Origin of the sequence: Corynebacterium lemuris, from assembly GCF_024919295.1 — a bacterium.
In the GTDB taxonomy this organism is placed as follows: Bacteria; Actinomycetota; Actinomycetes; order Mycobacteriales; family Mycobacteriaceae; genus Corynebacterium; species Corynebacterium lemuris.
Genome location: NZ_JANWTC010000007.1, coordinates 107,706 through 129,891, shown reverse-complemented (window position 1 = coordinate 129,891; position 22,186 = coordinate 107,706). Strand labels below are relative to the sequence as shown.

General features: G+C 65.7%; 20 protein-coding genes. 13 read left to right on the top strand and 7 right to left on the bottom strand.

All coding sequences use genetic code 11. From position 1 onward, the window contains the following. Together NYP18_RS10525 and NYP18_RS10520 are read right to left on the bottom strand one after the other, a co-directional pair. A complete protein-coding gene (locus NYP18_RS10525) occupies positions 1-1,767 on the bottom strand; it encodes an RNA/DNA-binding domain-containing protein (protein WP_259428143.1) in 1,767 nt (588 codons plus the stop codon). A gap of 57 nt (positions 1,768-1,824) precedes the next feature. Then, positions 1,825-3,318, bottom strand: a complete 1,494-nt coding sequence (locus NYP18_RS10520) for a DUF1846 domain-containing protein (RefSeq protein ID WP_259428142.1) — start codon at positions 3,316-3,318, stop codon at positions 1,825-1,827. Positions 3,319-3,610: 292 nt separating this feature from the next. Between NYP18_RS10520 and NYP18_RS10515 the strand changes: the two genes are divergently transcribed. Next, positions 3,611-4,423 (top strand): Fpg/Nei family DNA glycosylase, encoded by an 813-nt coding sequence (locus NYP18_RS10515; protein WP_259428141.1) that lies wholly within the window; start codon positions 3,611-3,613, stop codon positions 4,421-4,423. A 50-nt stretch (positions 4,424-4,473) separates the two neighbouring features. On the opposite strand, the gene NYP18_RS10510 is transcribed toward NYP18_RS10515, so the two are convergent. Then, on the bottom strand, positions 4,474-5,907 hold the full coding sequence (locus NYP18_RS10510) for an ATP-binding protein (protein WP_259428140.1): 1,434 nt from the start codon (positions 5,905-5,907) through the stop codon (positions 4,474-4,476). Positions 5,908-6,025: 118 nt separating this feature from the next. On the opposite strand from NYP18_RS10510, the gene NYP18_RS10505 reads away from it, so the two are divergent. Continuing rightward, complete coding sequence (locus tag NYP18_RS10505) at positions 6,026-7,672, top strand: bifunctional ADP-dependent NAD(P)H-hydrate dehydratase/NAD(P)H-hydrate epimerase (RefSeq protein ID WP_259428139.1); 1,647 nt, start codon at positions 6,026-6,028, stop codon at positions 7,670-7,672. Positions 7,673-7,765: 93 nt separating this feature from the next. On the opposite strand, the gene NYP18_RS10500 is transcribed toward NYP18_RS10505, so the two are convergent. The 3 genes from NYP18_RS10500 to NYP18_RS10490 form a co-directional block, all read right to left on the bottom strand. Then, positions 7,766-9,103 carry an MFS transporter gene (locus NYP18_RS10500; protein ID WP_259428138.1) on the bottom strand — a complete coding sequence of 446 codons (1,338 nt, stop codon included), beginning with the start codon at positions 9,101-9,103 and terminating at the stop codon, positions 7,766-7,768. A 51-nt stretch (positions 9,104-9,154) separates the two neighbouring features. Further along, a complete protein-coding gene (locus NYP18_RS10495; protein ID WP_259428137.1) occupies positions 9,155-10,462 on the bottom strand; it encodes an AMP-binding protein in 1,308 nt (435 codons plus the stop codon). Positions 10,463-10,689: 227 nt separating this feature from the next. Continuing rightward, positions 10,690-11,325, bottom strand: a complete 636-nt coding sequence (locus NYP18_RS10490) for a TetR/AcrR family transcriptional regulator (RefSeq protein WP_259428136.1) — start codon at positions 11,323-11,325, stop codon at positions 10,690-10,692. A 174-nt stretch (positions 11,326-11,499) separates the two neighbouring features. Between NYP18_RS10490 and paaI the strand changes: the two genes are divergently transcribed. The 10 genes from paaI to NYP18_RS10440 all read left to right on the top strand — a co-directional run bounded on the left by paaI (position 11,500) and on the right by NYP18_RS10440 (position 19,549). Then, on the top strand, positions 11,500-11,931 hold the full coding sequence (paaI, locus tag NYP18_RS10485; RefSeq protein WP_259428135.1) for a hydroxyphenylacetyl-CoA thioesterase PaaI: 432 nt from the start codon (positions 11,500-11,502) through the stop codon (positions 11,929-11,931). 123 nt (positions 11,932-12,054) lie between these two features. Beyond that, positions 12,055-13,029, top strand: a complete 975-nt coding sequence (gene paaA / locus NYP18_RS10480; RefSeq protein ID WP_259428134.1) for a 1,2-phenylacetyl-CoA epoxidase subunit PaaA — start codon at positions 12,055-12,057, stop codon at positions 13,027-13,029. A gap of 38 nt (positions 13,030-13,067) precedes the next feature. Further along, complete coding sequence (gene paaB, locus NYP18_RS10475) at positions 13,068-13,358, top strand: 1,2-phenylacetyl-CoA epoxidase subunit PaaB (RefSeq protein ID WP_126121811.1); 291 nt, start codon at positions 13,068-13,070, stop codon at positions 13,356-13,358. Beyond that, entirely contained in the window at positions 13,355-14,191 is an 837-nt protein-coding gene (gene paaC, locus NYP18_RS10470; RefSeq protein WP_259428133.1) for a 1,2-phenylacetyl-CoA epoxidase subunit PaaC, read from the top strand. Before paaB ends, paaC begins: the two co-directional genes overlap by 4 nt. Before the next feature lie 32 nt (positions 14,192-14,223). Beyond that, on the top strand, positions 14,224-14,751 hold the full coding sequence (gene paaD, locus NYP18_RS10465) for a 1,2-phenylacetyl-CoA epoxidase subunit PaaD (RefSeq protein WP_259428132.1): 528 nt from the start codon (positions 14,224-14,226) through the stop codon (positions 14,749-14,751). 11 nt (positions 14,752-14,762) lie between these two features. Next, entirely contained in the window at positions 14,763-15,923 is a 1,161-nt protein-coding gene (gene paaE, locus NYP18_RS10460; protein WP_259428177.1) for a 1,2-phenylacetyl-CoA epoxidase subunit PaaE, read from the top strand. Between the two features lie 14 nt (positions 15,924-15,937). Then, positions 15,938-16,708 carry an enoyl-CoA hydratase/isomerase family protein gene (locus tag NYP18_RS10455; protein ID WP_259428131.1) on the top strand — a complete coding sequence of 257 codons (771 nt, stop codon included), beginning with the start codon at positions 15,938-15,940 and terminating at the stop codon, positions 16,706-16,708. 31 nt (positions 16,709-16,739) lie between these two features. Next, a complete protein-coding gene (locus NYP18_RS10450) occupies positions 16,740-17,939 on the top strand; it encodes a thiolase family protein (protein WP_259428130.1) in 1,200 nt (399 codons plus the stop codon). A gap of 1 nt (position 17,940) precedes the next feature. Beyond that, positions 17,941-18,699 (top strand): enoyl-CoA hydratase/isomerase family protein, encoded by a 759-nt coding sequence (locus NYP18_RS10445; protein WP_259428129.1) that lies wholly within the window; start codon positions 17,941-17,943, stop codon positions 18,697-18,699. A 13-nt stretch (positions 18,700-18,712) separates the two neighbouring features. Then, a complete protein-coding gene (locus NYP18_RS10440; RefSeq protein WP_259428128.1) occupies positions 18,713-19,549 on the top strand; it encodes a 3-hydroxyacyl-CoA dehydrogenase family protein in 837 nt (278 codons plus the stop codon). Here the strand turns inward: NYP18_RS10440 and NYP18_RS10435 are convergent. Next, positions 19,540-19,896: a PaaI family thioesterase gene (locus tag NYP18_RS10435; protein WP_259428176.1), complete on the bottom strand. Its 357-nt coding sequence runs from the start codon at positions 19,894-19,896 to the stop codon at positions 19,540-19,542. The two genes, NYP18_RS10440 and NYP18_RS10435, sit on opposite strands and share 10 nt — an antisense overlap. Positions 19,897-20,041: 145 nt before the next feature. On the opposite strand from NYP18_RS10435, the gene paaZ reads away from it, so the two are divergent. Further along, entirely contained in the window at positions 20,042-22,126 is a 2,085-nt protein-coding gene (gene paaZ / locus NYP18_RS10430) for a phenylacetic acid degradation bifunctional protein PaaZ (RefSeq protein ID WP_259428127.1), read from the top strand. The last annotated feature ends 60 nt before the right edge of the window (positions 22,127-22,186 follow it).

Here is a 22,186-nt window from a genome sequence, read left to right as displayed (position 1 = left end):
CTAACCCGTGTCGCCGTCCTGCTTTTCGACGAGGCGGTAACGCTGGTTCGGGGAGCGCTCCGGCTCCGTGAATTCCACGAGCCCGCTCCTGCGCAATTCGGTGAGCGTGGGGTTTATCTGCCCATCCGAAAGGTGGGTGGCCTCCTGAAGTTCGGTTTTCGACAACGGTGCTGCCACCGCGCCCAACACATTCAGGACAGCCTGCCGTTTCTCCTGGGCCGACAGCCGTCGCGGCGGAGTCGGATCAAACAGAGTCTGATGCTCCCCGGGACGATCTTCTGGACCGCTGGCATCCGGGTGGGCATACACCGTCCCACCGCGTTGCCCCACGGCCTTCGCCAGGCCGTACTGGACCAGTTCCTGGAGCTGGCGGCGGGCCTCCACCGAATCCATGGTCGGGAATTCGGCCCGGAAACTGGCGTTGGTGACTTCCTCACCCCGCCTCATGGACACCAGGGCCAGCCGCTGCCCCGCCGTCAACTGCCCCAGCTGCGGTGAGGATGCCAACCAGGCCAACTCCTCCGCCGAGAAGAGAGAGACCGAGGACAGTGCAACCTCGAACCGGATCACGGAGTCCCGGAAACAGGGCTCCGGCAGATGTGCTTCCTGCAGAGCCAGGCGAATGGCCGGGATACCACTGGCCGCCGCCTCCACCACGCGGTTACCGTCATTGGTCATGATCGAACGGCACATCTCATAGAGCACCGGGTTACGTGCACTCGGAGGGGTTGCACCCAACTGTCTGGTGGTCAACCCCCACAAGCCGCCCGGGTTGGTGACCCGGAGTTCTCCAGGCCGCTTCACTACATTGATGTAGGAGGACAACGACGACGGGGACAGATCCCGGTGCACCAGTGCGTTGGCCACAACCTCACGGAGGGCAACCAGGGGCAGCTCAAATACATCCCGCCCGTGACCGCTGCGGGCATCGAAGATAACTGAGGTGCCCATGTTGGAGGCGATCCACTCCAGAGTTGACTCCAGCAGGTCAGGGACGGGTCCTGCGAAGTCCTTCTGGTTGCGTAGGCGGACATCCGGATTGTCCCCCTCGGCGGGGAGCACCCGGGTCTTGACCGACAACGTGGGCAGGAACTGCTGCGGATGGATGCCTAGTGCGTAGACAGCCGCCACGGTGGGAAAACCTGACTGTGCATCCATCACATTGGTGCGGACGAGCAGTTCGGGGCGGTCAAGGTTCTGCAACCGGGGAGCCTGTTGTTTCTTCCTGCTGAGGTACTGCTCCAGGAGGTCGGGATCCAGGTCCCGGGCGACATCCGCCCCCGGTACCGGCCGTACATCGAATCGAGGTGCCTCCCGCTGGGCCAGCATCACGGCGACCTCAGGTTCACTCAGCTCATAATCGCCGTCAGCGGAGCGGATGAAGGCCGGACCGTTTTTCCCCACCCGGAATGGCCGCAGCGCGGGATCCTGGGGAGGAATGACACAGGCGACAATCTCGCGGCCGTCGATGGTGTGCTGTTCCACTGCCCCCAACCTGACGGGAGGTGTGATGCGGGTACGGGCCTTTGAACCCAAAGTGGCCATTAGCTCTGTCGGCTTCTGGACCCCGGTCACCTCTACAGTGCCCTTGAGCTCTGATACTCCGAGGAGCAGGAGGCCTCCCTCCGGCATGTTGGCGAAGGCGCTCAAGGTTTCATCCACTGTTTCCGGATAGCCCTCAGCAGCGGATTTGGCCTCGATATTCCAGGTGTCCCCACCCAGCTCCTGGAGAAATCTGATCTGCTCCGCAACATCTATGATGTTCATGACTCCATCATAGATGCATCTATGATGGAGCAAGTTTCATCAATGTTTCCAGGAGAATCAACGTTTGCGGTACAGCGACTTCCGCCAGTACTCCGGCTCGGAGGTGACCAGCACGCCGAGGTTGCGGAAGATGTCCTCATCCACGGAACCCAGGATGGTGGTGGTGTGGGCCTCGCAGCCCCGCAGGTTCTTCAGCTCGGCCAGGGCCCGGCGCGCATCCTCCGAACGTGCCGCGGAGACGGAGAGCGCGATGAGCACCTCGTCGGTGTGCAGGCGGGGGTTGCGGGAGCCGAGGTGTTCCGTCTTGAGGGACTGGATCGGTTCGATCGATTCCGGGGACAGCAGGTGCAGCTCGGGGTCGATGTCGGCCAGGTGTTTGAGGGCGTTGAGCAGCACCGCCGCGGAGCAGCCCAGCAGTTCGGAGGTCTTGCCGGTGATGATGGTGCCGTCGGCGAGCTCCATGGCGCAGCCCGGCTGGCCGGTCTGCTTCGCCACCGATACAGCGGGTGCCACCACGCGGCGGTCCTCCGTGGTGGTGCGCGCCTTGGACATGATCATGCCGATGCGGGAGGAGACGATGTCGTCGAGATCGTCGCGGCGTTCGTCGACGAGCGCCTTGTAGTAGCGGCGCACGATCTCCTGCCGGGAGGCCTCCCGGCAGATGGCATCGTCGGAGATGCAGTGGCCCACCATGTTCACGCCCATGTCCGTGGGCGACTGGTAGGGGCTCTCCCCCGCGAGAGTCTCCAGCAGAGCACGCAGCAGAGGGAATACCTCAACGTCACGGTTGTAGCTGGTGACCTGCCGGCCGTAGGCCGCCAGGTGGAAGGGATCGATGACGTTGATGTCGTCGAGGTCGGCGGTGGCGGCCTCATACGCCAGGTTCACCGGATGCTCCAGCGGCAGGTTCCAGATGGGGAAGGTCTCGAATTTCGCGTATCCGGCCTTCCCGCCGCGCTGGTACTCGTGGTAGACCTGCGACAGGCAGGTGGCCAGCTTGCCGGAGCCGGGGCCCGGGGCGGTGACCACGACGAGATCGCGGGTGGTCTCCACGTACTCGTTGACGCCGAAGCCCTCCTCGGAGACGATGCGGCGGATGTCGGTGGGGTACCCGGGGATGACGCGGTGGCGGTAGACGTTGAGGCCGAGGCGCTGCAACCGGTCCATGAAGGCGTGGGCGATGGGGTTGTCATCGGTCAGCTGGGTCATCACGACGTGTTCGACGAGGAAGCCGCGTTCGCGGAACACGTCGATGAGGCGGAGGGTGTCCTCCTCGTAGGGGATACCCAGATCGGCGCGGACCTTCTGGCGTTGCAGGTCCTTGGCGTTGAGGCAGACGATGATCTCGACGTCGTCCTTGATGCGCTCCAGCATCGCGATCTTGTTGTCCGGGGTGAAGCCGGGCAGGACGCGGGAGGCGTGCATGTCGTCGAAGAGTTTGCCGCCCATCTCCAGGTACAGCTTGCCGCCGATCTCGGAGCGTCGTGCGTGGATGTGCTCCGACTGCAGTTCGATGTAGCGTTCGCGGTCGAAACCGATCCTCTGGGGCATGCGCGCGTCCTCCGACGACATTGAAGGTGCTGGGTGACTGCACTGACTCTACCGCGCACCGTCCCAGGCTTCGCCCTTCCGTCCCTGACGGGCCGGGTAGTTCCTGGATACCCACTCAAGGAGGAAGGGGTGGCAGCGATGGATAGTCCTGATTCAGGGTCGAACCAACATGAAAACATCGGATAAAAGTTATCCGGTGGTGGATCTGGGAGTCAGAGACGGATAATCCTTGACCGTTCCCCGCCCGAGGCCGCCCAGTTCCCGCCCCGCAGCCCCGGATAGACTGGCACGCATGCCTGAGGGTCATGTCATCCATCGTCTTGCGCGGGACCTGAACGCCGGCTTCCGGGGTGTCGACCTGGAGGTCAGCTCCCCGCAGGGCCGTTTCTCGTCGGAGGCGGTGCTTCTCGACGGCCACCGTATCGAACGCGCCGAAGCCGTGGGCAAGCATCTCTTCGTCTTCTTCGACACCCCGCACCCGGAACACGTCGTCTACATCCACCTCGGGCTGATCGGACAGCTGAAATTCGAGGACGCCGCCACCGCGGAAGGGCAGATCCGTCTGCGCATCTCCGACGGCACGACCGCCGCCCATCTGCGCGGGCCACAGTGGTGCCGGCTGATCACCGAGGAGGAGTATGCCGCGACCCGGGCGAAATCCGGCGAGGATCCGATCCGCACGGACGCCGACCCGGAACTACTGTGGCCGCGGGTCAGCCGCTCCCGCCGCAGCATCGGCTCCCAGCTCATGGACCAGAAACTCTTCGCCGGGGTGGGCAACATCTACCGCGCCGAAACCCTCTTCCGCCTGGGTATCTGTCCCTTCCTGCCGGGCAACCAGCTGACGAAGGCCCAGTTCGACAGCATCTGGTTGGACCTGGTCGGCCTCATGGCCGAAGGCGTGCGCACCGGACGTATCGACACTGTCTACCCGGAGCACACCCCGGAGGCCATGGAACGCGCACCCCGCAAGGACGACCACGGCGGTGAGGTCTACGTCTACCGTCGCGCCGGGTTGCCCTGTTACCTGTGCGGCACCCCGATCAGCCACCGGGTGATGGAGGGCCGCAACCTCTTCTGGTGCGATTCCTGTCAGCCGGGGTGAGTGACTAGCTTCTCGTTCTTTCCGCACTACGGAAAAATATCGGATACCAGCTAACGAGAAACTCGTCGATATCGTTGCCGAGGGCTGCGGAGAGGTTCAGTGTGCTCGATATACCCCTCTTGAATCAGCTCATTTAGAGCCTTCTGCACTGCCGAACGACTGAGCCGTGTCTCATCTACTATCTCTGCTGTGCTGGCTGACTCTCGGGTTGCCATCACCTGTCTGACATGGTCCTGAGCTGTCAGATATTTTTCCTCTACTGCGACACGGCGCCGACGGAACGTGATTCGGAAGCTGACGAGGTCTCCGATTATTTCGGCCGGCGGCATGAGGGCTTTTTCCAGGGAAGACTGAATGACAGCGATACCAGTGCCCCTGTTCTCTGCTACATGCCCTCCGCCTGGATAGGCAATGGTTTCCAAGAAAGTAGCGAGCCGTTGATTGCGAGAGGAACTGATTCCAGATTTCCCGAGAGTAGCCATGGTGACTCCCCCATAGAGTCCACCTGGATTGGTAACTTCGAGACGATCAATGAACATGTCCATCTGTACCGGCGTTCCCCGCGACTGTGGAGAGTAATCTCGGTGCATCAGGGCATTGACCACTGCCTCCCGAACCGCAACTAAGGGGTAATCGGGCAGACCAGTCCGGAACGTATCTCCGATCATTCCACCAGTTCGCATATTCTTCGCGACAATACTGACTGCGCTGTCCACCAATTCCGGGATCGATCCGGTCAAAGTAGCACTGTCGAGCAGCCTGAGGCCCGTGGTGACGTCTCCTTTTGCTGTTCCCGGGTAGAGAGCGAAAGTTACCGTCAGTCTAGGAAAAAATTCCTGCGGATAATCCCCCATCGCCAGTAAGGCCGCCAGGCTCAGCGCTTCCCCTTTCAGTATCCGTAACTTCTTCATCGCATCCTTTTCGCCATCGGAGAAGGTGCGGGGACGGAGCTGACGCTGACCACTCAAAAAGGGATCCAGGATTCCCCTATCGAGATCTGCATTGGTGGATTCCTCTACAGGCTCTTCATCCCATCTGGGCTGAATTTTTTCTTCAACCAAGCGGTCAACTTCGTATGTATTAAGCTTGATATCTCCGTCACCAGTCCTGCGGTAACTTCCCTGATACATCCCCTGCTCACTTATATAGCAAGGTTTTTCATCAGGTCGCATCTCATAAACGCTAACGACAATAATCGGCTTGCCGTCTATTGTGATCACTTCAATATCTGGCCGGACCCGGGGCGTGAGCCGACCGCAGTAGGTGGCCAGGGCATCTTGGGCGGCAGATGCATCAAATCCTTCGATCGGCCAGAATATCTTGTCCTCCAGGCCGATGAGGATCGTTCCTCCGCCTGAATTAGAGAAAGAACTCAAGGTTCTTTTGATTGTTTTTCCAACTCCGCTTTTAACTTCAATCTTTTGTACATCGGTGCCAGCTACCCGCAGCTGATCGATCAGTTCAGCCAGCTCTTGAGAATTCATGGTTTACCCTTCCGCACGGCACTTCCCACCCCTCTTCCCACTTAACATAACACTGCGTTATGCAGATTGGTAAGCAGGTGGGAAGATTGCTTTCAGCACCCCGACTAGCCTGGAGGCCATGAGCCTGCGAAGCCACGCCTATCCGGTTGATCTCATCCGCTCCTGTGAGCAGGTGCTTCTCGACGCCCAGTCCGTCCCCGACCAGCTCATGCGCCAGGCCGCGCACGCCGTGGCGGTGGCCGCCGCAACAATGGTCGCGGCGCCGGCGCCCAGTCTCCTGCAGTTCCAGGCCACGGATCAGCGCATTCTCCTGCTGGTCGGGGCCGGGGGCAACGGCGGCGACGCCCTCTATGCGGGTGCGGAGCTGGCGGCCAACCACCCGGTGGAGGCGGTGCTGCTCGGGCGGGAGGGCCGGGTGCATGAGCGTGCGCTCACTGCTTTCCAGACCGCCGGCGGCACCATCCTCGATAACCTGCCGGAGGAGCTGCGCCCCTACCGCCTGGTCATCGACGGCATCCTCGGTATCGGCGGCTCGGGCGGGTTGGGCCGGGAGCTAGGGGCGTGGCTGGAGCGCGTCCGGGAGCACCACCACATTCCTGTCCTGGCCGTGGATGTGCCCTCCGGGGTGGACGCTGACACCGGTGCCCTGCCGGAGCACCACGTCACCGCCGATGTCACCGTCACCTTCGGGGCGCTGCGCCACGCACATGCAGTCAGCCCCGCCTGCGGGGAGGTGATCATCGCGGAGATCGGCCTGGGTGAGCGCATGTTGAGCAGGGATCTGCTCCGCCACGTCATCGACAATGACGGTTCCTACCTCATGGTCATCCGTGCGGTGCCTGCTGTCCGTCATGACTGGCCGGCACCGCTGCAGACCCTGTCGCCCTACAGCAACAACGAACCCCTGGAGCCGGGTGCGGCGGATGACAAATACTCCGGTGGTGTCGTCGGCCTGTGCGCGGGTTCGGCGACCTATCCCGGTGCCGCGGTGCTCACCGCGCTGGGTGCGGTGCGGGCGACCAGCGCCATGGTCCGCTACGTCGGCAGCCAGAAGCTGGAGGTCGTGCGCGCCGTGCCCGAAGTGGTCGTCTCCGACACGGTCGCCGACACCGGCCGCGTCCAGGCCTGGGTCGTCGGCCCCGGCCGCGGGACCGGTGATACCGCCCACGATGAGCTGGCGGAACTGCTCGACCGCCCGGAACCCCTGCTTATCGACGCCGACGCCATCACCCTCCTCAGCCGCCACCCGGAGCTGCGGGACAAACTTCGGGATCGCACCGGTTCCGTGCTGCTGACCCCGCATGAGGGAGAGTTCCGCCGCCTCGCTGAGTCGCTGGAGGACACGGATATCCCGGATCCCACGCTCGACCGGCTCGGTGCGGTTCGCGCCCTCTCCGATGCCCTGAATTGCGGGGTGCTGCTCAAGGGGCGGCACACCGTGCTTTCCTTCCCGGGCACCCGCCTGGGCATGTGGGCCATCGATGCCGGTTCCTCCTGGGCCGCAACCCCCGGCTCCGGTGACGTGCTGGCCGGCATCATCGGTGCCTGGCTCGCCCGGGCCGCCACGTGGGTCGAAGACCAGGAGGTCGATGATTTCCCCATCACCCTCCTCGGTGCCTGCGACGGCCTGCAGGTCCACGCCATGGCGGCGTGGCTCTCCGCGCAGACCCCGGACGGCCCTGCCCCGACGTCCGCCTCACGCATCGTCGAGGCCATCCCCCAGGCGACCGCGCGGCTGAAGCACCCGGATTTCATCGGCAGATAGTGCGCAGCTGCGCACTCTTTTTACTCCTTGAGCTGCGCAAACAAAAACGAAAGCCGCGTCCCTGAGGAGGGCGCGGCTTCGATCCTGGACAGGCTAGTGCAGGGACTTGCCCTGGATGCCGCGGGGCACGTTGAGTACCGCGACGAGGGAGATCAGCGAGATGGCGGCGATGTAGATGCCGATGGACAGGGAGGTGCCGGTGGCGTCGAGAAGCAGGGCCGCGATCATCGGGGCGAAGGCGCCGCCGATGACGGAACCGATGGCGTAACCGATGGAGACACCGGAGAGGCGGACCTCGGCGGGGAACATCTCGGCGTAGAGCGCGGACTGCGGGCCGTAGGTGGCGCCGAGGAGCACACCGAGGATGACCACGGCGAGACCGAAGAGGAAGGCGTCGCCGGAGTCGATGAGCAGCCAGGTGGGTACGGCCCACAGGATGGAACCGATGTAACCCACCGCGAAGGTCTGCTTGCGGCCGATGGTGTCGGACATTGCGCCGAATACCAGGGTGGCGACGATCCAGGCGATGGCACCGAGGGAGGTGATGCCCAGGACGGTGGTGCGGTCGTGGCCGACGACCTGGGTGCCGTAGGAGACGAAGTAGGCGATGGCGAGGTAACCGGCGGCATTGACGCCCGCGAAGATCAGAGCGGCGAGGGCGACCAGGCCGGAGTGCTTGCGGAAGAGCAGGGACAGCGGTGCGGAGGACTTCTTCTTCATGTCCTCGAGCTCGGAGAATACCGGGGATTCCTCGACTAGTCGGCGGATCCAGAAGCCGATGATGATCAGCGCGAGGGAGGAGACGAAGGGAATGCGCCAGCCCCAGGCGTTGAACTGTTCGGTGGTCAGTGCCGCGGAGAGTACGAGCATGAACAGGGTGGCCAGCAGCATGCCGGCGGGGACGCCGACCTGCGGGAAGGCTCCGAAGAAGCCACGTCGGTTGGTGGGGGCGTGCTCGACGGCCAGGAGGGCGGCGCCGCCCCACTCACCACCGGCGGAAAGACCCTGCAGGATGCGCAGGAGCACCAGGATGATCGGTGCCGCCAGGCCGATGGCGGCGTAGTTGGGCAGCAGGCCCATGGCGACGGTGGCACCACCCATGCCGAGCAGGGTGATCACCAGGACAGGTTTCCGGCCGAGGCGGTCGCCCAGATGGCCGGCGATGACGGCACCCAGCGGGCGGAAGAGGAAGGAGATACCCAGGGAGGCCCATGCCACGATCTGCGCGAGAGTCGGCGAGTCGCTGGAGGCGGGGTTGAAGTACTGGGTGGCGAAGATCAGTGCCGCGGCCTGGGCGTAGATGAAGAAGTCGAACCACTCGATGGTGGTGCCGACCATGGCACCGGCCAGGACCCGGCGGTGCTCAGGGGTGATCGGTGACGGATCCGTCGAGGATACGGCGCTGGTGGTGGCCAGGGTGTCGTTGGTCATCTCGGTGGGCTTTCTGTGGGGGAAAGGTGAGGTGGAGAGAGGGAACGAAGATCAGTTGCGGAGGTCGACGATCCGTTTGGCCTTGCCTTCACCGCTGTCGACGGTGTCACGGATGTCCACGTCGACGGAGACGCCGATGCGGTCCTTGACGGCCTTGCGCAGCAGCAGCTGGGAGTGCGCGATCTCATCGGCGGTGCGACCCGGGGCGTGCTCGACCACGAGGGTGAGGTGGTCCATGCGGCCACGCTTGGACAGGACGCACTGGTAGCGGGGGCGCAGGTTCTTGTCCTCGACGATGAGCTCCTCGAACTGGGAGGGGAAGCAGTTCACGCCGCGGAGGATGATCATGTCGTCGTTGCGGGCGCTGATGCGGTCGAGGCGGCGCATGGAGCGGGCGGTGCCCGGCAGCAGGCGGGTGAGGTCGTGGGTGCGGTAGCGGACGACCGGGAAGGCCTCCTTGGTCATCGGGGTGATGACCAGTTCGCCGATCTCCCCGTCCGGCACCGGCTCGAGGGTGACCGGGTCGAGGATCTCGGGGTAGAAGTGGTCCTCCCAGAGGGTCAGGCCGTCCTTGGTTTCGACACATTCCTGCGCGACGCCGGGGCCCATGACCTCGGAGAGACCGTAGATGTCGGTGGCGTCGAGGTCGAAGCCCTGCTCGAGGTCCTGACGCATGCCCTCGGTCCACGGTTCGGCGCCGAAGATACCGACGCGCATGGGGGTGTCGCGGGGGTCCATACCCTCGGCACGCATGCGGTCGAGGACGTTGAGCATGTACGAAGGGGTGCCCACGATCGCGTCGGGTTGGAAGTCCCGCATGACCTGCAGCTGGCGGTCGGTCTGACCGCCGGAGGTCGGGATGACGGTTGCTCCGAGCTTCTCCACGCCGTAGTGCAGACCCAGACCGCCGGTGAACAGGCCGTAGCCGAAGGTCACCTGGACGCGGTCACCGGGACGGACACCACCGGCACGCAGGGATCGGGCGACCAGCGTCGCCCAGGTCTCGATGTCGTTGCGGGTGTAACCGACGACGGTGGGCTGGCCCGTGGTGCCGGAGGAGGCGTGGATGCGGGAGATCTGCTCCCTGGGTACGGCGAACATGCCGAAGGGGTAGTTCTCCCGGAGGATCGACTTGTCGGTGAAGGGGAAGAGCGTGAGGTCCTTGAGCTCCCGGAAGTCGTCCGGGTGCACACCCTTCTCCTCGAAGGCCTTCTTGTAGTGCGGGACGTTGTAGTACGCGTGACGCAGGGTGTTCTTCATGCGCTCGGTCTGGAGCGCGGTGATCTCGTCACGGGAGGCGTACTCGATCCCGGTCTGCGGGCCATTGAGGGTGGAGACGATGTCAAGTGCGGAAGCCACGGTTGCGTTCCTTTCCTACGGTCATGACCGGTGTTCGGAACCGGGACCGTGGTTGGCAGGGTTGTGAATACCATTTACTAACCGACCAATCGGTCAGGAAGTATGTGACAGAGGTTACAGGGGAGATGGTGTTGCGCGCAACACATTCCGGCGAGATTCCCGACACAGGCCACAATCAGACCTCGGACCCCACCCCCGGACCGGGACCCCACCGCAGCTCACGCCTATTATCCGGCACCCCCGGAAGCACCATCACCGCGGACGATGCCCTCGAAAACCATCTGCGGCGTCAGGGCCGCGAGGTCCTCCGGGGAGTACTTCCCGTCCGGCTGATACCACTCCACGATCGAGTTGATCATGCCGAAGATGAGCCGGCCCACGACTCCCGAATCAAGGTCGGTCCGCAGGGAACCCTCGGCGCGCGCCCGGTCGACGACGTCGATGAGGGTGCGGGTGATCACCCGGCGCCGGGCCATGATCCCCAGCTCCACCTCGGTATTGCCCCGCAGACGCAGCAACAGGCGGACATAGGCGGGGTATTCACACAGCACCCGAGTGGTGCCGGCGATGAGCAGCCGCAGCTGCCCGACCGGCTCATCGGTCTCGGCGAGCGCATGATCCACGACGTCCCCCAGCTCGGCGAGGGCCTTGTCGGTGGCCTCCACGAGGATCTCCTCCTTGGAGGTGATGTGGTGGTAGATCGCGGATTTGCTCAGCCCCAGACGTTCGGCGAGGGCGCCCATCGAGGTCGCCTCATAACCGCGCGCATTGAACTCCTCGACGGCGATGCGGATGACATCCCCGCGGGCGTAGCCGGGACGGCCCCGGTTGCTCGTGGTGGTGGGGGCAGCGCCAGAAGGCATGGTCGGTCTCCTTGAATCAGGGGCATGGGCGTATCGGGACTAAGGCGGCCGGTGGCCACCACATCATCCCATTGTCTCAACTGTTCCGGTGACGGGGTGACTGGGATCACGTACACTGACCCCACAATACCGACCGACCGGACGGTAACTCACCCTAGAGCCCCAGGAGCCCCCATGAACCAGATCCTCGCCCCCGGCGTCGCAGAGAGTGCCGACCACGGCCATGTCCGCACCATGTTCGAGAACGACCGCGCCTCCCAGGGCATCGGCATGACCATCACCGACATCGGCACAGACGGCGTCCGAGGCCACTTCACCATCCGGCCGGAGATGTGCAACGGCCACGGCACCGCCCAGGGCGGCTACCTGTTCATGTTCGCCGACTCCCTGTTCGCCGGCGCCTGCAACGCCTCCGGGAGCATCGCCGTCGCCGCGCAGGTGAGCATCCACTACATCGCACCGGCCCGCGAGGGGGATGTCGTGGAGGGGCATGCCGTGGAGCGCCGGACCTGGGGTCGCAACGGCATCACCGACGTCACCCTCACCGTGAACGGCGAGGTCATCGCCGAATTCCGCGGCACCTCCCGGGCAATCCGCTCCATCTAGAAAACAGCGGACGTGACCCGGGCCATTGACATGGATCACACTTCCCCCATATACTGACCGAACGATCGGTTATTAAATGCCGATAAACCAGTTATCGAACTTCACCCGAGCGAAGGATCACCGATGACCACAGTGACCGACCAACTCTCCCCCGCCGATGTCGCCGGGCAGGAGAACTTCGACCGCCTCATCGCTGCGGACTCCCGCATCGAGCCCACGGACTGGATGCCGGCCGCCTACCGCCGGACGCTGACGCGCCAGGTCTCCCAGCACGCCCACTCCGAGATCATCGGCATGCAGCCGGAGGCGAACTGGATCACCCGCGCCCCCTCCCTGAAGCGCAAGGCCATCCTCATGGCGAAGGTCCAGGATGAGGCGGGCCACGGCCTGTACCTCTACTCCGCCGCCGAGACCCTGGGCACCGGCCGCGACGAACTCGTCGAGCAGCTTCTCGACGGCCGCGCCAAGTACTCCTCGATCTTCAACTACCCGGCGCGCACCTGGGCGGACATCGGGGCCATCGGCTGGCTGGTCGATGGCGCGGCCATCGCCAACCAGGTGCCGCTGTGCCGTGCCTCCTACGCCCCCTACGGTCGGGCCATGGTGCGCATCTGCAAGGAGGAGTCCTTTCACCAGCGTCAGGGTTGGGAGATCCTCTACGAGCTGGCCAACGGCACGCCCGAGCAGAAGCAGATGGCCCAGGAGTCGATCAACCGCTTCTACGGCCCGGCGCTGCAGATGTTCGGCCCGCCGGACGATGACTCCCCCAACTCACAGCAGTCGATGGCCTGGAACATCAAGCGCTTCTCCAATGACGAGCTGCGCCAGCGCTTCGTGGACATGATCGTCCCCCAGGCGGAGGCGCTCGGCCTCCACTTCGAGGACCCGGACCTGAAGTGGAACGAGGAGCGCGGCCACTACGACTTCGGTGAGCTGGACTGGAGCGAGTTCAAGGCCGTGGTCAAGGGGCAGGGCCCGTGCAACACGCAGCGCATGCAGCGTCGCCGTCAGGCCTTCAACGACGGTGCCTGGGTCCGTGAGGCCGCCGCCGCCTACGCCGAGAAGCACCAGTCCGCCGACTCCCGTCTCGTCGCCTGATCCACCGGCACACACCAGAAACCAAGGAGAAACACACGATGTCCCAGCAGCAGCACTGGCCGATGTGGGAGGTCTTCGTCCGATCCTCCCGTGGCCTGTCCCATGTCCACGCCGGCTCCCTCCATGCGCCGGACGCCACCCTGGCCCTGCGCAACGCCCGCGACCTGTACACCCGCCGCAACGAGGGCACCTCCGTCTGGGTCGTGCCCAGCGAGGCCCTCACCTCCTCAGACCCGGATTCCAAGGGCGGATTCTTCGAGTCGGCCTCCGGCAAGAACTACCGCCACGCCACCTACTACGAGAAGTCTGAAGGGGTGCCGCACCTGTGAACAGCTTCGCCACCGTCGATTCCGCGACCCGCCAGACCCAGGGTGATTCCCTCACCGCCGAGGACATCCTCCAGTCCGATGCGAAGGCCAGCGAGGACGTCGCCACCTACGCCGCCATGCTCGGCGATGATGCCCTCATGCTCGGCCAGCGCCTGAGCTGGTGGATCTCCCGTGCTCCGGAGATGGAGGAGGACATCGCCCTGGCCAACATCGCCCTGGACCTGATCGGCCACACTCGTTTCCTCTACTCCTATGCCGGCACCGCCTGGGGGAAGACCGAGGATGACCTGGCCTATTTCCGCGAGGAGGAGGAGTTCACCTCCGCCCGCCTCATGGAGTACGAGAACGGCGACTTCGGGCAGACCATCGCCCGCCAGCTCCTGGCCTCCTACTACATGCTCGGCCTGTACACGGCCCTGCTGGACTCCACTGACAGCACGCTCGCCGCGATCGCCGCAAAGGCCGTCAAGGAGATCGAATACCACGTCGACCACGCCAACCAGTGGACCCTGCGCCTGGGCCTGGGCACCGAGGAGTCGAGGTACCGCATCAGCGAGGGCCTGTTCTACGTGTGGCCCTACCTCGATGAGCTCTTCGAGGACCTGGACATCCACACCCGCCTCGCCGCCGATGGTGTCGCGGTCCTGCCCTCGAGCCTGCGCACCGAGTTCGATGAGCGCATCGCGCATGTCCTCGAGACCGCCGGCCTGGAGATCCCGGATTCCCCGCAGGCCATGTCCGGCCAGCGCACGGGCCGGTTCTCCGAGCAGCGCGGCTACATCCTCGCCGAGATGCAGTCCTTCGCCCGCAAGCATCCCGGCGCCACCTGGTAACTGTCTCGCCCATCCGAAGGAGGTCACCTGAAGTGAACACTCACCCTCTGCGCCCCGCCGACGCTGACGCTGCGTCGGTATGGGACACCGCGGCCACCGTCCCCGACCCGGAGATCCCGGTCATCTCCATCGCTGACCTGGGGATTCTTCGCGACGCCGCCCTCATCAACGGCACCGCGGTGGTGACGATCACCCCGACCTACTCCGGATGTCCGGCGATGGACCACATCACCCGGGAGGTGAAGGAGGCGCTGTCCGCCGCCGGTTACACCGACTCCCGCGTCGACCTGGTGCTGCAGCCGGCGTGGACCACCGACTGGATCACCGAACTCGGCCGGGACCAGCTCCGGGAGTACGGCATCGCCCCGCCGACGCACTCCTCCACCCCCGCCCGCCCCGGTCCGATCCCTCTGACTCTTGCTCCCCCACCGCCGGTGGCGTGCCCGCGCTGCGGCTCGACCCGGACCCGAAACATCGCCCAATTCGGCTCGACATCCTGCAAGGCGCTGTACTCCTGCGAGGAGTGCCTCGAGCCCTTCGACTACTTCAAGGTGCACTGATGACCGCTTCCATGACTGCCCCCACCAAGAAAAAGGCCAGGTTCAACTCCCTGCAGGTCTCCGAGGTCCGTCGTCTGACCGACAACGCCGTCGAGGTCAGCTTCGAGGTCCCGGAGGAACTGCGTGCGGACTACGACTACGTTCCGGGCCAGTACGTCGCACTGCGCGCCGACATCAACGGCCAGGAGGTGCGCCGCTCCTACTCCATCTGCGACATCCCCCGACCCGGTGTGATCCGCGTGGCCATCAAGCGCGACCTGGGTGGTGTCTTCTCCACCTGGGCCAACGATGAGCTCAGCCCCGGCACCGCCATCGACGTGATGAACCCGCAGGGTGCGTTCACCTCCCGGGTCAACGTCACCTCCCTCAATGACGCACAGGCACTGATCGACAAGGGCTTCGCCGAGGGTGGCGACGCCCCCCACCTGGTGGCCATCGCCGCCGGTTCCGGCATCACCCCGATCATGTCCATCGCCCAGACGCTGCTGGCCGCCCTGCCGAAGGCGACCTTCGAGATCGTCTACGCCAACAAGGGCGGCTCGGACGTGATGTTCGCCGAGGAGATCGGTGACCTCAAGGACAAGTACCCCACCCGCTTCGCCGTCCACCACGTCCTCTCCCGGGAGCAGCGCGTCAACCCGCTGTTCTCCGGACGCATCGACGACGAGAAGCTCTCCCTGCTCCTGGACAAGGTCGTCCGGACCGGTGACACCGACGAGTGGTTCCTGTGCGGCCCCTTCGAACTGGTCCAGCTGGTCCGCGACGAGCTCTCCGAGCGCGGCGTCGACAGCGACAACGTCCGCTTCGAGCTCTTCTCCACGGGCAAACCCTCCGACGGCCCGCAGCAGGGCAACACCGGCCGCCCGGTCGTGGCGGATCCGGCGGGCAAGAACATCACCGTCTCCTTCCAGTTGGACGGCCTGTCCGGTTCCATCGAGTCCCCCCAGTCCGCGAAGGAGACCATCCTCAACGCCGCCCTGCGTGCGCGTCCCGATGTCCCCTTCGCCTGCGCCGGCGGCGTGTGCGGCACCTGCCGCGCCAAGGTCGTCGAAGGTGACTACGAGATGGATGAGAACTACGCCCTGGAGGCCGACGAGGTTGCCGCCGGTTACGTGCTCACCTGCCAGACCCGCGCCACCGGTGACTCCATCACCGTGGACTACGACGCCTGAGAGGAGCACCATCCATGATTGATCTCCACATCGAGGACAATGTCGCCGAGGTTGTGCTCAACAACCCGCGGGCCATGAACTCCCTCACCGAGGAAGACCTGCAGGAACTGGCCGACGCCTACACCGAGGCAGCGGAACGGGGCGTGCGCGCCCTCCTGCTGCGCGGCGAGGGCCGGGGTTTCTCCGCCGGTCGCAACATCAAAGGGCTCGACCCGGCCGAGGACGACGCCACCGACTACCTGGCCAACAAGGTCACCCCGGTGCTGCGTCAGATGAGCACCTTCCCCGCCCCCACCTTCGCCGCCGTCCACGGCGTGTGCCTGGGTGTGGGCCTGGGTCTGGCCATCGCCACCGACATCGCCTACGTGGCGGAGGACGCCACCTTCGGCTCCCCCTTCGCCAACCTCGGCGCCACCCTCGACTCCGGCGGGCACTCCCTGTTCGTCGAGCGGCTGGGCGCGCACCGGGCGATGGACCTCATCATCACCGGTGACATGATCAGCGGCGCCGAGGCGGTGCAGGCGGGACTGTTCTCCCGCGCCCTGCCCGCCGGGGAACTGCTGGACTTCAGCCGCGAGAAGGCCCGGCGCGCCGCCCTCGGGGCGACCCGTGCCTTCCTCACCAGCCGGACCCTGGTCCAGGACATCCGCGATAACCGCCGTGGTCTGTGGGAGTCCGTCACGGAGGAGAACATCGCCCAGGGCGAACTGTGCTCGAGCCGGGACTATGCGGAGGGTTTCGCCGCATTCAACGAAAAGCGTGTCCCTGTCTTCCAGGGCAGCTGACCCACACCCCCAACAGATTAAGGAGCAGCCAGTGACCACTGCGTACCTGGTATCGGGCCGGCGTACCCCGGTCGGCCGTTACGGCGGCGCCCTCTCATCCGTCCGACCCGATGACCTCGCCGCACTGACGATCAGGGCGGTCATCGAGGATGCCGGCATCGACCCGGCGGCCGTCGACGAGGTGATCCTCGGCAACGCCAACGGCGCGGGCGAGGAGAACCGCAACGTCGCCCGCCTGGCATGGCTGCTGGCGGGTTACGCGGACACCGTGCCGGGTATCACCGTCAACCGCCTGTGTGCCTCGGGTATGTCCGCGATCGCCCTGGCCACCGCCATGGTCGAGTCCGGCCAGGCCGATATCGTCGTGGCCGGCGGTGTGGAGTCCATGTCACGTGCCCCGTGGGTGATGGAGAAGCCGTCCTCGGCCTTCGCCCGTCCGGGTGAGGTCTTCGACACCTCCATCGGCTGGCGGTTCGTCAACCCGGTCTTCGCCGCGCAGGAGAAGACGACATTCTCCATGCCGGAGACCGCGGAGGAGGTCGCCCGGGTGTGTGGTGTCTCGCGTGCCGACGCCGACGCCTTCGCCGCCGAGTCCCAGCGCCGGGCCGCGGCCGCCATCGAGGCGGGCAACTTCGAACCGGAGATCGTCCCCGTGGAGATCACCGACCGGAAGGGCAACGTCACCGTTGTCGACACCGATGAGGGCCCGCGTGCGGGCACCACCACGGAGATCCTGGCGAAGCTGCGGCCGGTCGTGGCCGGCGGTGAAGTGGTCACGGCGGGCAACTCCTCCTCGCTCAATGACGGCGCCTCGGCGATCCTGGTGGTCTCGGAGGCGGCCGTCGAGAAGTACGGGTTGAAGGCCCGGGCGAAGGTCGTCGCCAACGCCAACGCCGGCCTGGCGCCCGAGGTCATGGGCCTGGGCCCGGTCCCGGCGACGCAGAAGGTGCTGCAGCGGGCGGGCTGGAACATCGGTGGCGTCGATGCCGTGGAGCTCAACGAGGCCTTCGCCACGCAGTCGCTGGCGTGTATCCGCCAGCTGGACCTGGACCCCACCAAGGTCAACGCGTGGGGCGGGGCGATTGCCCTGGGCCATCCGCTGGGTTCCTCCGGTTCCCGCATCACCATCACCCTGCTCAACCGGCTGGAGCAGGAGGGCGGCCAGCGTGGCATCGCCACCCTGTGCATCGGTGTGGGCCAGGGTTCCGCCATCGCGATCGAGAGGGTCTGAGATGTTCGCTGATTTCCAGGCACTGACCGTCACCGACGCCGGGGACCGCCTGCTGGTGGAACTGACCCGCCCGGAGGTGCGCAACGCGATCGACGACCAGATGGTCGAGGAGCTGCACGCCGTGTGCGCCCACCTCGAGCGTGAGCCGAAAATCCTCATCATCACCGGCTGTGAGGCCGGCGGGAAGGGTATCTTCGCCTCCGGCGCGGACATCGCGCAGCTGCGGGAACGCCGCCGCGAGGATGCCCTGCGCGGCATCAACAACACCATCTTCCACCGCATCGCCCAGCTGCCGATGCCGGTCATCGCCGCTGTGGACGGCTACGCCCTCGGCGGCGGTCTGGAGCTGGCCCTGGCCGCGGACTTCCGTATCGCCACCCCCGGTGCGAAGTTCGGGCAGCCGGAGGCCAACCTCGGCATCATCGCCGCGGCCGGTGGGCTGTGGCGCATCAAGGCGCTGGTCGGGGAGGCGATCGCCAAGGAGATCCTCCTGGCCGGCCGCATCCTCGACGGCGCCGAGGCCCACGACATACACCTGGCCACCGAGCTCGCGGAACCCGCTGAGCTGCTCGACGCCGCCCACGCCTATGCCGACCGCATCGCCGCGCTGGATCCACTGGCGGTGCGCATCAGCAAGCAGGTCATGGCGATGCCGGCGGCGGCCCACCCGGCCGTCGACAACATCGCGCAGGCCATCCTCTTCGAATCGGACGCCAAGTTCGACCGCATGCAGGCCTTCCTCGACCGCAAGAAGAACTAAGGAGCTTCCCACCATGAACATCCCCCAGAAAGTCGGTGTCCTCGGCGGTGGCCGCATGGGTGCCGGAATCGCCCACTCCTTCCTCGCCGCCGGAGCGGAGGTGACGGTCGTCGACGTCACCGATGAGGCCGTTGCTGCCGCCCGTGAGCGCATCGCCGCCGACGTGGAGGGGTCCATCCGCCGCGGCGCGGCAGGCACGGCCGAGGAATGGCTGGCGCGTCTGACCGTCACCACCGACGCCGCCGCCTTCGCCGGTCTGCCGCTGGTGGTGGAGGCTGTGCCGGAGTCGATGGAGCTGAAGGTCTCCTCCTTCCGGAAGATCGCGGAGCACGCCCCGGCGGCCGCCATCGCGACGAACACGTCCTCCCTGTCTGTCTCCGACCTGGCCGTCACCGTGGACAATGACGTCATCGGCCTGCACTTCTTCAACCCGGTGCCGGCCTCGAAACTGGTGGAGATCGTCGTCGCGGACTCCACCCCGGAAGCGCTCGTCCAGGAGGCCCGCGGCTGGGTGGAGGGGCTGGGCAAGACCCCGATCGTGGTCAAGGACGCCCCCGGTTTCGCCTCCTCCCGCCTGGGTGTGGTCATCGCCCTGGAGGCGATCCGCATGGTCGAGGAGGGGGTGGCCAGCCCGGAGGACATCGACAACGCCATGGTGCTGGGCTACAAATTCCCGGTCGGGCCGCTGGCGCTGACGGACATCGTCGGCCTGGATGTCCGCCTGGGCATCGCGGAGTACCTCGAGTCCACCCTCGGGGAGAATTTCACTCCCCCGCAGCTCATGCGCGACATGGTCGCGCGCGGTGAGCTGGGCCGCAAGTCCGGCAAGGGTTTCTACACCTACGCCTGACGCTTGTCCACGATCGCGTTGGTGATCCGCGCCGTGCACAGCCTGCGGCCCTGTTCATCCGTGAGGATCACCTCGTGGCTGGTCAGCGTCCGCCCGAGCCGGATGGCCGTGGCGGTGGCGGTGACCAGGCCCGATAGTCCGGATATGTGGTGGGTGGCGTTGATGTCCACGCCGACGGCCACCTTCCCCATCGTCGAGGCGTGGATGACCGCAGCCCAGGAACCCACCGCCTCGGCGATGGCCACCATGGCTCCCCCGTGCAGAAGTCCCAGCGACTGACGGTTGCCGTCGACCGGCATGGTCGCCACCACCCGTTCCGGGGACTGTTCGAGCACTTCAACCCCCATTTTTCGGTCCAGTTCTCCGAGTTCGATGGTCCAGGGCTCCACAGTTACTCCTTCAGGGGGTGGCGGAAAATGTGATTTTGATTATACTGGCCCCAAATACTGACCGTTCGTTCGGTCACTAATTATCTCAGGAAGGCTCGTTACGATGCCCACTCTCACCGACACCCTCGTCCCCAGCTACCTCTCCGGCACCTGGGTCACACCCCAGAACCCCTCCCGCGTCACCGAGGTCGCCGACGCCTCCACCGGAGAGATCGTCGCCACCGTCTCCACCGACGGCCTCGACCTGGCCGGCGCCATCGACCACGCCCGCACCACCGGCCAGCGCAACCTCCGCGACCTGACCATCCACGAGCGTTCCCTCAAGCTCAAGGAGCTCGCCCTCTACCTCGGTGAACACAAGGACGAGCTTTACGAGCTGGCCTACCGCACCGGTGCAAACCGCCGCGACAACGGCGTCGACATCGACGGCGGCATCTCCACCCTGTTCACCTTCTCCTCCAAGGGCCGCCGCGAACTGCCCAACGGTCACATCATCGTCGACGGCCCCACCGAGATCCTCTCCCGGGACAACAGCTTCCTGGGCACCCACATCTACACCACCCTGCCGGGCGTGGCGGTGCAGATCAACGCCTTTAACTTCCCCGTCTGGGGCATGCTGGAGAAGTTCGCCCCCTCCTTCATCGCGGGTATGCCCACTCTGGTGAAGCCGGCTACCCCCACCGGCTACGTCACCGCCGCCTGCGTGCGCCTCATGGTCGAGTCCGGCATCCTCCCGGAGGGCTCCATCCAGCTCATCTCCGGTTCCGCCCGGGACCTGCTCGACCACCTCGACCACCGTGACCACGTTGCTTTCACCGGTTCCGCAGCCACCGCCGCCACCCTACGTTCCCACGAGAACGTCCAGGTCAACGGCGTGCGGTTCACCGCGGAGGCCGATTCCCTCAACGCCGCGATCCTCGGCGAGGACGTCACCGTCGACTCCCCCGAGTTCGAGGCCTACATCAAGGCCCTGTTCGTGGAGATGACCTCCAAGGCCGGCCAGAAGTGCACCGCCATCCGCCGCGCCATCGTCCCCACCCCGCTCATCGACACCGTCGCCACCGCCCTGACCGAGCGCCTCAACGCGAAGGTTGTCCCCGGTGACCCGCGCGACCCGGATGCCACCATGGGCCCCCTGGTCTCCCAGGAACAGCGTGACGACGTCGCCGCGGCCGTCGAGAAACTCATCGCCGCCGGTGGTCAGCTGGTCACCGGCGGCCCGGATCAGCTGGAGGGCGCCTTCTTCGCCCCCACCATCCTCACCTTCGCGGACGCCGACACCGACGCCGTCCACGATGTCGAGGCTTTCGGCCCGGTCGTGTCCATCATCGGCTACACCGACACCACCGACGCCCTCCGCCTCGCCGAACGGGGCAGGGGCTCCCTGGTCGCCTCCGTGATCACCCACTCTCCCGAGCTCGCCGCCACCTACGCCCACAACATCGGCGCGTTCCACGGCCGCCTGCACTTCCTCGACCGGGACGACGCGAAGACCTCCACCGGCCACGGCTCCCCGCTCCCCCACCTCGTCCACGGCGGCCCGGGCCGCGCCGGCGGCGGCGAGGAGCTCGGCGGCATCCGCGGCGTCAAGCACTACATGCAGCGCACCGCCATCCAGGGCAGCCCGGAGCACCTCACCGCCATCACGGGCGAGTGGGTTCGCGGCGCGAAGGTCAACAAGGTCACCCGCGCGGACGTCGACGCCGGCACCGCCACCCACCCCTTCCGCAAGGACCTGGCCACCCTGCGCATCGGCGACCAGTTCGCTTCCGACCTGCGCCACGTCTCCCTCGAGGAGATCCTTGCCTTCGCGGAGGAAACCGGCGATACCTTCTACGCCCACGTCGACGAGGAGGCCGCCACCGCCAACCCCTTCTTCCCCCGCCGCGTCGCCCACGGCTATCTCCTGGTCTCCTGGGCCGCCGGTCTGTTCGTCGAGCCCGCCCCGGGCCCGGTCCTGGCCAACTACGGCCTGGAGAACCTGCGCTTCATCACTCCGGTCACCTACGACGACTCCGTGCGCATCGAACTGACCGCCAAGCGCATCACCCCGCGCGTCACCGACGACTACGGCGAGGTCTGCTGGGACGCCGCCCTGTTCAACCAGAACGACGAGCTCGTCGCCTCCTATGACGTGCTCACCCTCGTGGAGAAGGTGGACACCACCTACGCCAACTGGAACAAGTAACCCGTCCTGACGGTGCGCCGGGAAAAGCATCTGATGCTTTTCCCGGCGCGTTGTCTTTCT

Coding starts and splice junctions, on each gene's coding strand:
- NYP18_RS10525 (WP_259428143.1), bottom strand. CDS start 1,767: ATGAACATCATAGATGTTGCGGAGCAGATCAGATTTCTCCAGGAGCTG.
- NYP18_RS10520 (WP_259428142.1), bottom strand. CDS start 3,318: ATGCCCCAGAGGATCGGTTTCGACCGCGAACGCTACATCGAACTGCAG.
- NYP18_RS10515 (WP_259428141.1), top strand. CDS start 3,611: ATGCCTGAGGGTCATGTCATCCATCGTCTTGCGCGGGACCTGAACGCC.
- NYP18_RS10510 (WP_259428140.1), bottom strand. CDS start 5,907: ATGAATTCTCAAGAGCTGGCTGAACTGATCGATCAGCTGCGGGTAGCT.
- NYP18_RS10505 (WP_259428139.1), top strand. CDS start 6,026: ATGAGCCTGCGAAGCCACGCCTATCCGGTTGATCTCATCCGCTCCTGT.
- NYP18_RS10500 (WP_259428138.1), bottom strand. CDS start 9,103: ATGACCAACGACACCCTGGCCACCACCAGCGCCGTATCCTCGACGGAT.
- NYP18_RS10490 (WP_259428136.1), bottom strand. CDS start 11,325: ATGCCTTCTGGCGCTGCCCCCACCACCACGAGCAACCGGGGCCGTCCC.
- paaI (WP_259428135.1), top strand. CDS start 11,500: ATGAACCAGATCCTCGCCCCCGGCGTCGCAGAGAGTGCCGACCACGGC.
- paaA (WP_259428134.1), top strand. CDS start 12,055: ATGACCACAGTGACCGACCAACTCTCCCCCGCCGATGTCGCCGGGCAG.
- paaB (WP_126121811.1), top strand. CDS start 13,068: ATGTCCCAGCAGCAGCACTGGCCGATGTGGGAGGTCTTCGTCCGATCC.
- paaE (WP_259428177.1), top strand. CDS start 14,763: ATGACTGCCCCCACCAAGAAAAAGGCCAGGTTCAACTCCCTGCAGGTC.
- NYP18_RS10455 (WP_259428131.1), top strand. CDS start 15,938: ATGATTGATCTCCACATCGAGGACAATGTCGCCGAGGTTGTGCTCAAC.
- NYP18_RS10445 (WP_259428129.1), top strand. CDS start 17,941: ATGTTCGCTGATTTCCAGGCACTGACCGTCACCGACGCCGGGGACCGC.
- NYP18_RS10440 (WP_259428128.1), top strand. CDS start 18,713: ATGAACATCCCCCAGAAAGTCGGTGTCCTCGGCGGTGGCCGCATGGGT.
- NYP18_RS10435 (WP_259428176.1), bottom strand. CDS start 19,896: ATGGGGGTTGAAGTGCTCGAACAGTCCCCGGAACGGGTGGTGGCGACC.
- paaZ (WP_259428127.1), top strand. CDS start 20,042: ATGCCCACTCTCACCGACACCCTCGTCCCCAGCTACCTCTCCGGCACC.